Origin of the sequence: Streptomyces sp. ISL-36 (assembly GCF_018614205.1) — a bacterium.
Classification (GTDB): domain Bacteria; phylum Actinomycetota; class Actinomycetes; order Streptomycetales; family Streptomycetaceae; genus Streptomyces.
On sequence record NZ_JAGGOS010000031.1, the window covers coordinates 1 to 10,179 of the forward strand.

The window sequence follows — 10,179 nt, forward strand, 5'->3', positions numbered from 1 at the left end:
CCCGGACCGCTGCCCGGAGCGGCGGGGGCGTCCGGACCGGCGTCCGGGGCGTACGCGGAGCCCGCGCCCGCCAGGACGGTCGCCAGCGCGTCGGCCTGTTCCAGGGCCGGGCCGGCCAGTCCGTAGACCTGGCCGTCGTGCTCGGCGCAGTCGCCGATGGCGTGGATGTACGGGTCGGAGGTCCGCAGCTCGTCGTCGACGACGATGCCCTTGCGGACGTCGAGGCCGGCGTCCCGGGCGAGGCCGACGCGCGGCCGGACCCCACAGGCCAGGACCACGACCTGGGCGTCGAGCACGTAGCCGTCGGCGAGCTCCACGGCCGTCACCGCGCCGCCGTCCTGCCGCAGGCCGCTGACCCGGCACTCGGTGTGCACCTCGACCCCGAGCGACTCCACGTGCTCGCGGAGCAGCGCCGAGGCGTGTGCGTCGAGCTGCCGTTCCATCAGGCGCTCCCCCTGCTGGGTCAGCACCACCTCGGCGCCGAGCGCGGCCAGCGCGCGGGCCGCGGAGACTCCGAGCAGCCCGCCGCCGATGACGACCGCGCGGACCCCGGGCCGGACGAGCGCCCGCAGCTCCAGACAGTCGTCGAGGGTACGGAACGGGTGGACGCCCGCCGGCAGCTGTGAACCGCGCAGGCCGCGCAGCGGCGGCAGCACCGGGTTGGAACCGGTCGCCAGGACCAGCCGGTCGTAGCCGACCTCGGTCCCGTCCTCGCACTCCACGATCCGGGCGGCGCGGTCGATCCGCACCGCCCGCACACCGCGCCGCACCGGCTCCTGCGGAGCCGGCAGCGCGATCACCTCGGGCGCGTACCGCCCGGCGAGGACGTCCGCGAGCAGCACCCGGTTGTAGGGTGCGTGCGGCTCTTCGCCGAGGAGGGTGACGGGCAGGCGCTGGGCGAGCCGGACGCCCGCCGTTCCGCCTCCGACCACCACGATCCGTGTACTCATGTCTCGAAGAGTGCGGGGCGGGTGTTACCCGTCGGCATCCCGTCTGTTTCCCGTACGGAACGCTGACCTCAGATCCGGGTCGGGCCCACTGTGAGGCGCGCGGTTCCCACGGCGGCGCGGGGCGCCGGTATGAGGCGGCACCGCGACAACCTCAGGTGAAGCTCAAGACTCCAGGGATCGATGGACGGCACACCCATCGCCTCCCTAGGCTCGCGATCATGCCTGACATCTCCCTGACCACGCTCGTCCTGCTCTGCGTCGCCGCGCTCGTGGCGGGCTGGATCGACGCCGTGGTCGGTGGGGGAGGGCTGCTCCTGCTGCCCGCGCTGCTGCTGGGGCTGCCCCAGGTGCCGGCCGCCCAGATCCTCGGCACGAACAAGGCCGTCGCGATCGTCGGCACGTCCGGCGCCGCCGTCACGTACGTGCGCAAGGCGCCGGTGCAGGTGAGGACGGCGGTACGGATCGGGCTCGCGGCCCTGGCCGGCTCCATGGGCGGCGCCTTCTTCGCCGCCGGGATCAGCAGCGACGTACTGCGGCCCGTGATCATGGTGGTGCTGCTCGGCGTGGCCGCGTTCGTCATGCTGCGGCCCTCCTTCGGCACCGGGAACGAGAACAAGGCCCCCGCCACCCGGGCCCGGATCGTCGCCGCGATCGTGCTCGTCGGCGGCGGGATCGGCTTCTACGACGGCCTGTTCGGTCCGGGGACCGGTACGTTCCTGGTCCTCGCCCTCACCGCGGTGCTCCACCTCGACCTGGTGACCGCCTCCGCCACCGCCAAGATCGTCAACGTCTGTACCAACGCGGGCGCGCTCGCGATGTTCGCCTACCAGGGCAGCGTGCTGTGGCAGCTGGCGGCGGTCATGGCGGTGTTCAACCTGGCCGGCGGGATGATCGGGGCCTGGATGGCGCTGAGCAAGGGCTCCGAGTTCGTCCGCGGCGTGCTGCTGTTCGTGGTCCTCTCGCTGGTCGCGAAGCTCGCCTTCGACCAGTGGAGCTGACCGGACGTGTCGCTCAGCGCACCCCGATGAGGTGGCCGAAGGCCACCACGTTCCCCCGGTAGCCGGTCTTCTTGGAGAACCCGCCGCCGCAGGTGATCACCCGCAGCTCGGCCCGGTCCGCCTCCCCGTATACCTTCTCGTCCGGGAAGCGCTCGTTCTCGTACACCTCGACGGCGTCGACGGTGAACACGGCGGTACGGCCGTCCTGGCGGTCGACCTCGATCCGGTTGCCCTTCTTCAGCGCGCCGAGCGCGTAGAAGACGGCGGGCCCCTGCGCGTTGTCGACATGGCCTGCGACGATCGCGGTGCCCTTGGCGCCGGGTGGGGTGCCGTCCTTGTACCAGCCGGCGATGTTGCGGTCGCTCGCCGGCGGCACGTCGAGCGCGTCGTTCCGGCCCAGGCCGAGCTCCATCATCGGCGTGTCGACGTCGATCTCGGGGATGCGCAGCCGGAGGGGGGCGGAAGGCGGCAGCGGGTCCGCGGCGGCGTCGGTGTGCGCGTTCGGCCCGGCGGCGAAGGCCTCGGCCGCGGACGGGACCGGTGGGGTCACGTTCTCCGAGCCGTTCTGGACGAGCCAGATACCGGCGCACGCGGCGACGGCTATGCCCCAGCCCTTTCTCTTGGTGCTCATCGGGACCCTTCTCGACGGTCCTTGGCGGAAGGTCTTTTCGGGGTGGGATGTGGTCCTGCCCCCGCCGGGCCTCATGCGGGCGCGCGGCGGGGGCAGGACGTGCGGTACCCCTCAGCGGCCCTGCGCGCCGCTCGCCCGGCGACGCAGGAGCCAGGTACCGCCCACGGCAGCCGCGGCCAGCACCGCCGCGCCCGCCGCGACCTGGGCGGTGTCGGGGCCGACGCTGCCACCCACACCGGTCTGGACGTGGCCGCTCGGGCCCTTGTGCCTGACGACGAGGTCGCCACGAGCGGTCCTGCCGTTGTCGCACGCGACGCTGATGCCGTAGGTGCCCGGCCTGGCGTGGTGCGGGACGGTGAACTGTCCGACCACGACCTCCTTGTGCGTGCTCGGATGCAGCTGGAAGTCCCCCGCGCCGAGGGACTGGGCGTCACCGATGCCGTGGCCGTGCGAACCGCAGGCGAGGGTGTTGACGGTGACGGTGGTGCCGGGCGTCGCGGAGGAGGGGTAGACCTCGAGGATTTCTGAGTTCCCGGCGTACGCCGCCGGTGCGGCGAAGGCGCCGATCGAGACGACCGCCAGCGCGGTACCGGTGAGCAGGCGGGCAGTGGTGCGCATGAGGGTCCTCCGGGGCGCGAGCGGTCATGCCGGGGTGGTCCCCCCGGGAGGGACTTCCCGGGACCGACCTCCTGAGTCCGAGATAAGAGCCGCTGAGCGCCCCGCGCCTGCTGATGGAGGGTCAGAATTACGCCGTCCGGTGCGGTGTGTCGCCTTGCCAGAGCATTGTTTACGCAGGTCAGCGCGGGTTACGAGGAGTCAGGTGACGGACCGTGTCGAACGGGTGACACCCGGCGCGCCCCGCCGGAGCCCCTGAAGACCGCTGGCCGGACCATGCCGGTCGGGCCAGGCCGGTCCGACCATGCCGACGGGGCGATCGACCGGTGCCGGTCAGACGATGCCGGTCAGGCCTTCGATCGCCGCCCGGGCCCACTCCTGCGCCCCCACCGCCGTACCGGCCACCACGCCGGTCGCGACCGGAGCAAGCGTCCCCTTGAGCGCGGCGAGCGCGCGGCGCACCCTGCCCGCCTCGGGCGCGTCCGGCCCGCTGATCGTCGCGAGGACGTCTCGGGCCGCGGACTCGGTGTGCTCGCGGTCCTGGTCCGGGAGACCGGACTGGGGCAGCTGCCGCAGCAGGTCGGTGACGAGTGCGGCGAGCGCCTCGAACCCCGGGGCGACAGCGCTGTTGTCCTGCTGGTTCTGGGTGACCGTCTCGTTGTTCCACGCGAACTGGGCATGGGAGACCGCGGCGTTGAAGACCGGGCCGTCGTGGGGCTGCGCGTTCCGGGGGTCGCTCATGTGCGGGGACCATCCTCTTCGGTCTGCTGCTGGACGACGTTGTCGTTGTTCCAGGCGAACTGGGCGTGGGAGACCGGGCCGTGGAAGACCGGGCCGTCGTACGTGATGATCGTCGGCGTCGGCTCGACCGTGCGGACCGTCTCCTTGAGGACCGTCAGCGACGTGCGCAGCGAGACGAGGTCGACGCGGCCGTTGTGGAGCACGCCGGCCCCCCGCGTACCGCTCACGGCGCAGTCCACCAGGCGCCCGGCGCACTCGTCGGCGAAAATGGCGCCCGCGGTCGCGCAGTCGGAGAACTCGCTGTCCGCGACGTCGAGGTAGGCGGAGTTGGCCCCGCTCAAGCCGGTTCCCTCCGAGCCGTTCACGGTGAGGTTCCTCGCGACGAGCCTCGCCGTCCCGTACGCGACGGCGCCGCCGACTCGCACCGCCGTGACACCACTGTCGTGCACGAAGAGCTGGGCCTCCTCGCCGGCGCCGAAGCCCACGACCCCGCGTTCCGCCGACACGTCCTTCAGCGTGATCCTCGTGTGGCCGAGGGCGGTCACCGCTGTGATGGCGAAGTCACGGAACGCCACGTCGGCGAGGTCGGCCGTGGTGCCGCCGTCCCCGCGGGTGTCCAGGCCCGACGGGCAGCGGTCCACGCGGATGTGCTCGAACACGCCTCTGGATCCGTCCCAGACCCGCAGCGCCGTGCCCGTCAGATCCGCGATCCCGATCCCGGCGAAGCGGCCCCGTGCGCCGTCGGTGACAGCGATGCCGACGTTGCCTCCCGCGATGCGGCCGCCGTGGACCTCGGGAGCGCCCCCCTCGGTCGAGAACACGGCGACGTTGCCCGCGTCGACGACCAGGCAGTCCTCGAACCGGCCCCGGGCCGCGGACTGGACGATGATGCCGGTGTCGCGGCAGTCGGTGAGGACGCAGCGGCGCACCACCGGGTCGGCGCCGGTCGTCGCGGCGATCCCGTGGCGCGCGTCGGTGACGCGCGTGTCGTCCACGGAGCCCCGGGACTGCTCGACGAACATGATCCCCTCCCCGTGCACGGCGGTGATCACGCAGTTCGCCACGGTGAGCTCCGCCCGGGCGTCCGCCATGAGGGCCGCTTCCCCGGTGCCGGTCAGCTCGCAGCCGGTGACCTCGGCGCGCGCGTCGGAGACGCGCACACCGTGGATCCGGCTGTCCTCGATCCGGCTGTCCCGGACCGCGACGTGGGCGCCCTCGATCACGGCGATCGCATTGTCGGCGGCCGCGGTGAACCGGCACCGTTCGACGAGTCCGCCGGCCCCGGTGAAGAGGGTGCGGCCGTGCAGGACCACGCTGTCGCGCAGGGTCACGGAGGTGTTCGGCCGCGCGTGCAGTCCGACGCCGTTGTGTGCCCGGATCTCCGTGTGTTCGAGTGTGAGCGTTCCGGCGTGGCAGCCGACGACGTCGGCATCGCGGCCGGTCAGTGTGAGGCCTTGGACATGAACCGACCCGAAGGTGTCCAGTACGGCACCGCGAGGCCGGCTCACCACCACGGTGCCCGGGCCCTCGGTCGCGACCAACCGGACCTCGCCCCGGACGGTGAGCGCCTCCTCGTAACGGCCGGGCGCGATCTCGATCAGCGCCGCCCGGCCCCGTGCGGCCGCGGCGCGGAGGGCGGAGGTGATGTCGCGGTGGGCACGACGCCCGCCCCACGGCGAGACGACGTACCTCGTGACCATTCCTGGACCCCCATGCCGCTCGCCTGGAGCCGTCGATGGTACCCGAGGGGCTGAACGGCGGCTGAGGCGAGGGAAGTTGCCCCCGCACCGGGGTTGTCTAGATCTCGTCCCAGGGGACCGACTCGTACGCCGCGTGCACGCGCCCCATCAGCTCCTCGTCCACCGCGAACTCCACCTCGTCGATCCGGTCCACCGGCGAGATGCCCCGCGAGTTCGTCACGAAGGCCGCCCGGAACTCCGGCAGGTCCCCCCGTGCGACCCGGCGCCGTACCGACCCCAGGCGGGGCTCCAGCAGGGCCATCGTGATGCCGTGCAGGCAGGGAGCCGACGGCCAGATCAGGGAAGTGCCGTCCCAGAAGGCGATGTTGGTGACGGCGCCCTCCGCGATCTCGCCGTACGGGGAGGTCAGCAGGGCCTCGTCGAAGCCCTCGCGACGGGCCGCCTCGCCGAAGTACGACTGGCCGAAGCCGCCGAGGTGCTTGAGGTGCGCCGCCGGGCGCCAGTAGTCGACGGTCTTCAGGCTCTGCGGGGCCGGGACATGGAGGAAGGGCTCGCGCACGGTCACCACGGTCCGGGTGCCTCCGGCGGTGTCCGGATACACGTACACCCGCACCGCCCCGTCCCGGCGGCCCGCCGCCTCCAGGGCGCCCCGCAGGAGGGCCCGGACACGGTCCCCGTCGAGGCCTTCGCCGAACAGCTCCCGGTTGGCGCGGTCGAGGCGGCCGAGGTGCAGGTCGAGGCCCCGCACCCGCCCTTCCCGTACCTGCATCGCGGTGAAGTGGCCGTAGCCGGTCATGAGGCTCGCGAGCAGGGCGGTGGCGGCCGCGGGGGAGCCGTCGACCTCGATGTGCACGGGGTGTGCGGATGCCTGAGTCATGGCTCCACCGTAGGCCCGAAGATCAGCGCTTGACCTCAACTAAACTTGAGGTACCACGATCGTCGGCATGGACATCACGAACTCCGCGGACTCCACGCCGCTCAAGCTCGCCGTCGTCGTCGCCAGCAACCGCGAGGGCCGCTTCGGGCCCGTCATCGCCGACTGGTTCCTCTCCCACGCCGCCCAGCGCGACGACTTCACCGTCGACGTCCTCGACCTCGCCGAGACCGACCTGCCCACCGCCCTCTCCCACAACCCCTCCGACGCCGTCCGCGCCGAACTGGCCGCGGTCACCCCGGTCCTTGCCGCCGCCGACGCCTTCGTCGTCGTCACCCCCGAGTACAACCACTCCTTCCCCGCCTCCCTCAAGTCCCTCATCGACTGGCACTTCACGGAGTGGCAGGCCAAGCCCGTCGGATTCGTCTCGTACGGGGGAATGGCCGGCGGTCTGCGCGCCGTCGAGCAACTGCGCCAGGTCTACGCCGAGCTGCACGCGGTCACCGTCCGCGACACCGTCTCCTTCCACAACGCGCACAGCCACTTCGACGAGAGCGGGCGGCACAAGGACCCCACGGGCCCCGACGCCGCCGCCAAGTCGATGCTCGACCAGGTCGCCTGGTGGGCCCGGGCCCTCCACGACGCCAAGTCCGTCCGCCCCTACGCGGCGTGAGAGGCCCGGACCATGCTTCTCGGACTCGTCGCCGGACGGCTACGGCCCTACCGGCGCACCCTGGCCCTCGTCGTGTTCCTCCAGCTCGTCCAGTCCCTCGCCTCCCTCGCCCTGCCCACCCTCAACGCCGACGTCATCGACAACGGCGTCCTGCGCGGCGACACCACCCATGTGCTGACGGGCGGCGGTCTGATGGCCGCCGTCACCCTCCTCCAGGCCGCCGCCGCGGCGGCCGCCGTCTACTTCGGCGCCACGATCGCCATGGGCATCGCCCGCGATCTGCGCGCCGCCGTCTTCCGCCGCGTCCAGGACTTCTCCGCCCGCGAGATCAGCGGCTTCGGCACCGCTTCCCTGATCACCCGGACCACCAACGACGTCCAGCAGGTCCAGACGTTCGCCGTCCTGGTCCTGACGATGCTCGTCGCCGCGCCCCTGCTGTGCGTGGGCGGCATCGTCATGGCCCTGGACCAGGACGTCCCGCTCGCCCTCCTCATGCTGCTCTTCGTCCCGCTGATGGCCGGGGCCGTCGGCACCGTCGTCCTGCGCATGCGGCCGCTCTTCCCCGGCATGCAGGAACGCGTCGACCGGGTCAACCGGGTCATGCGCGAGCAGATCACCGGCATCCGGGTCGTCCGAGCCTTCGTCCGCGACCGCCACGAGCAGGAGCGGTTCGCGGCGGCCAACGACGAGCTGCGCGCGGTCGGCCTGCGGGTCGGCCGGCTCCAGGCCGTGATGTTCCCGATCGTGCTGGTCGTCTGGGAGCTGGCGACCGTCGGCATCATCTGGGGCGGAGCCCACCGGATCGAGTCCGGCGCCCTCCAGGCCGGGTCACTGATCGCCTTCCTCGGCTATCTGCTGCAGATCATGATGTCGGTGATGATGGTGCTCTTCCTGATGATGCACATGCCGCGGGCCGAGGTCGGCGCCGAACGCATCCGGGAGATCCTCGAAACCGAGCCCTCCGTCGCCCCGCCCTCCGCTCCTGTCCGCCGGCTGCGTGAGGAGGCCCGACTCGACATCCGGGGCGCCGACTTCGGCTACCCCGGCGCCGAGGAACCCGTCCTGCACGCGGTGAACCTCACCGCCCGCCCCGGCCGCACCACGGCCGTCATCGGGTCCACCGGCAGCGGCAAGTCCACCCTCCTCGGCCTCGTCCCCCGGCTGTTCGACGCGACCGGCGGCGAGATCCTCGTCGGTGGTGTCGACGTCCGCGCCATGGACCCGGCGCTGCTCGCCCGCACCGTCGGACTCGTGCCGCAGAAGCCGTACCTCTTCTCCGGAACGGTGGCCACGAACCTGCGGTACGGAAAGCCCGACGCGACCGACGACGAGCTGTGGCACGCCCTGGAGGTCGCTCAGGCCGCCGACTTCGTACGCAAGCTCCCGAAGGGCCTGGACGGGCCGGTCGCGCAGGGTGGCACCAACCTCTCCGGCGGGCAGCGCCAGCGGCTCGCCATCGCACGGGTCCTGGTGGCCCGCCCGCGGGTCTACCTCTTCGACGACTCGTTCTCCGCCCTCGACCACAGGACGGACGCCGTCCTGCGGTCGGCGCTGAAGGCGGAGACCGCCGACGCGGCCGTCGTGATCGTCGCCCAGCGGGTCTCCACCATCCGCGACGTCGACCGGATCGTCGTCCTCGACAGGGGCCGGGTCGTCGGCAGCGGCACCCACGAGGAGCTCATGCGGGACAACGCCACCTACCGGGAGATCGTCCTCTCCCAGCTCACCGAGGAGGAAGCCGCATGAGCGCGACCACGACCACGAGCACCCCTGCCGGAGAATCCACCGGCCCGCCCACCGGCAGCCGCACCGCGCCCGAGCGCCGCGGGCCCGCCGCTCCCCAGCGCGGACCCGGGCTCGCCACGCCCTCCCTCGAACGCTCCATCGACTTCCGCTCCTCCGGCCTGCGTCTGCTGCGCACCATGGCACCCGAGCGCCTCAGGGTCCTCGGCGTGCTCGCCGCCGCGGCCGCCGGCGTCCTCCTCGCCGTCCTCAGCCCCCTGGTCCTCGGCCGCGCCACCGACCTCGTGATCTCCGGCGCGGCGAGCCCGGCCGGCGTCGACTTCCGGGCGGTGGGCCGGTCGCTGGCCCTCGCCTTCGCACTGGTCGCCGGCTCCGCCGCGCTCAACTGGCTGCAGCAGCGGCTCGCGACGACCGTCGTCCAGCGGGCCGGTCACCGGCTGCGCCGAGAGGCCCAGCACAAGCTGGCGCGGCTTCCCCTGTCGTACGTCGACAAGCAGTCGCGCGGCGAGATCCTCAGCCGCACCACCAACGACATCGACAACATCACCCAGACCCTCCAACAGGCCTTCGGTCAGATGGTCCGGGCGCTGCTCACCCTCGTGGGCGTGCTGGTGATGATGTTCTGGATCTCGCCGCTGCTGGCGCTGGTCGCGCTCGTGACCGTGCCGGTGTCGGTACTCGTGGCGGCCCGGATCGGCAAGCGCGCCCAGCCGCAGTTCGTGCGGCAGTGGGCCGTCACGGGCCGGCTGAACAGCCATGTCGAGGAGATGATCACCGGTCACGCCGAGGTCGTCGCCTTCGGGCGCCGCGACGAGGCAGTGGCGCGCTTCGAGGAGCTCGGCGAGGAGCTGTACACGGCGAGCTTCCGCGCCCAGTTCATGTCCGGCTTCATCCAGCCCGCCCTCACCTTCGTCGGCAACGTCAACTACGTCCTGATCGCGGTCGTCGGCGGGCTGCGGGTGGCCTCGGGCACCCTGTCGATCGGTGACGTGCAGGCGTTCATCCAGTACTCCTACGAGTTCAACGGCCCGATCACGCAGGTCGCGGCGATGGCCAACCTGCTGCAGTCCGGAGTCGCCTCCGCCGAACGGGTCTTCGACCTCCTCGACGCGGACGAGGAGTCCCCGGCGCCCGTCGAGGCCCGGCGGCCCGGACGGAGCGGGACGGCGACACCCCCGGCCTCCGGCCCGGGGAAGCACTCGCAGCCCGTGACCGGCCGTGTCTCCTTCGAGCGGGTGGCGTTCCGTTATGAGG

The 10,179-nt window shown here is 72.4% G+C and carries 10 protein-coding genes; 4 read left to right on the forward strand and 6 right to left on the reverse strand.

Annotated features, from left to right (window positions below):
• Window positions 1-950: NAD(P)/FAD-dependent oxidoreductase (locus J7E93_RS08325; protein ID WP_215066961.1), on the reverse strand; the 950-nt coding region annotated here is incomplete at its 3' end.
• A 218-nt stretch (window positions 951-1,168) separates the two neighbouring features.
• Here J7E93_RS08325 and J7E93_RS08330 point away from each other — a divergent pair.
• A complete protein-coding gene (locus J7E93_RS08330; protein WP_215066963.1) occupies window positions 1,169-1,948 on the forward strand; it encodes a TSUP family transporter in 780 nt (259 codons plus the stop codon).
• 13 nt (window positions 1,949-1,961) lie between these two features.
• Here the strand turns inward: J7E93_RS08330 and J7E93_RS08335 are convergent, their stop codons facing one another.
• The 5 genes from J7E93_RS08335 to J7E93_RS08355 all read right to left on the reverse strand — a co-directional run bounded on the left by J7E93_RS08335 (window position 1,962) and on the right by J7E93_RS08355 (window position 6,512).
• On the reverse strand, window positions 1,962-2,579 hold the full coding sequence (locus J7E93_RS08335) for a class F sortase (protein WP_215066965.1): 618 nt from the start codon (window positions 2,577-2,579) through the stop codon (window positions 1,962-1,964).
• Between the two features lie 111 nt (window positions 2,580-2,690).
• Window positions 2,691-3,197 carry a hypothetical protein gene (locus tag J7E93_RS08340; RefSeq protein WP_215066981.1) on the reverse strand — a complete coding sequence of 169 codons (507 nt, stop codon included), beginning with the start codon at window positions 3,195-3,197 and terminating at the stop codon, window positions 2,691-2,693.
• Window positions 3,198-3,527: 330 nt separating this feature from the next.
• Entirely contained in the window at window positions 3,528-3,935 is a 408-nt protein-coding gene (locus J7E93_RS08345) for a hypothetical protein (RefSeq protein WP_215066983.1), read from the reverse strand.
• Window positions 3,932-5,635, reverse strand: coding sequence for a right-handed parallel beta-helix repeat-containing protein (locus J7E93_RS08350; RefSeq protein WP_215066985.1), 1,704 nt, complete (start codon window positions 5,633-5,635; stop codon window positions 3,932-3,934). Before J7E93_RS08350 ends, J7E93_RS08345 begins: the two co-directional genes overlap by 4 nt.
• Before the next feature lie 97 nt (window positions 5,636-5,732).
• Complete coding sequence (locus tag J7E93_RS08355; protein WP_215066987.1) at window positions 5,733-6,512, reverse strand: aminotransferase class IV; 780 nt, start codon at window positions 6,510-6,512, stop codon at window positions 5,733-5,735.
• A 67-nt stretch (window positions 6,513-6,579) separates the two neighbouring features.
• Here J7E93_RS08355 and J7E93_RS08360 point away from each other — a divergent pair, with 67 nt between their 5' ends.
• From J7E93_RS08360 to J7E93_RS08370, 3 genes are all read left to right on the forward strand, one after another.
• A complete protein-coding gene (locus tag J7E93_RS08360) occupies window positions 6,580-7,182 on the forward strand; it encodes an NADPH-dependent FMN reductase (RefSeq protein ID WP_215066989.1) in 603 nt (200 codons plus the stop codon).
• Between the two features lie 12 nt (window positions 7,183-7,194).
• The gene (locus tag J7E93_RS08365; RefSeq protein ID WP_215066991.1) at window positions 7,195-8,928 is read left to right on the forward strand and encodes an ABC transporter ATP-binding protein; all 1,734 of its coding nucleotides are present in this window, start codon (window positions 7,195-7,197) and stop codon (window positions 8,926-8,928) included.
• Window positions 8,925-10,179: ABC transporter ATP-binding protein (locus J7E93_RS08370; protein WP_251066244.1), on the forward strand; the 1,255-nt coding region annotated here is incomplete at its 3' end. The genes J7E93_RS08365 and J7E93_RS08370, both read left to right, overlap by 4 nt.

What these genes read in the sequence shown, in the direction of transcription:
- J7E93_RS08350 (WP_215066985.1), bottom strand. Translation starts at nt 5,635, where the DNA reads ATGGTCACGAGGTACGTCGTCTCGCCGTGGGGCGGGCGTCGTGCCCAC.
- J7E93_RS08330 (WP_215066963.1), top strand. Translation starts at nt 1,169, where the DNA reads ATGCCTGACATCTCCCTGACCACGCTCGTCCTGCTCTGCGTCGCCGCG.
- J7E93_RS08345 (WP_215066983.1), bottom strand. Translation starts at nt 3,935, where the DNA reads ATGAGCGACCCCCGGAACGCGCAGCCCCACGACGGCCCGGTCTTCAAC.
- J7E93_RS08355 (WP_215066987.1), bottom strand. Translation starts at nt 6,512, where the DNA reads ATGACTCAGGCATCCGCACACCCCGTGCACATCGAGGTCGACGGCTCC.
- J7E93_RS08335 (WP_215066965.1), bottom strand. Translation starts at nt 2,579, where the DNA reads ATGAGCACCAAGAGAAAGGGCTGGGGCATAGCCGTCGCCGCGTGCGCC.
- J7E93_RS08340 (WP_215066981.1), bottom strand. Translation starts at nt 3,197, where the DNA reads ATGCGCACCACTGCCCGCCTGCTCACCGGTACCGCGCTGGCGGTCGTC.
- J7E93_RS08365 (WP_215066991.1), top strand. Translation starts at nt 7,195, where the DNA reads ATGCTTCTCGGACTCGTCGCCGGACGGCTACGGCCCTACCGGCGCACC.
- J7E93_RS08360 (WP_215066989.1), top strand. Translation starts at nt 6,580, where the DNA reads ATGGACATCACGAACTCCGCGGACTCCACGCCGCTCAAGCTCGCCGTC.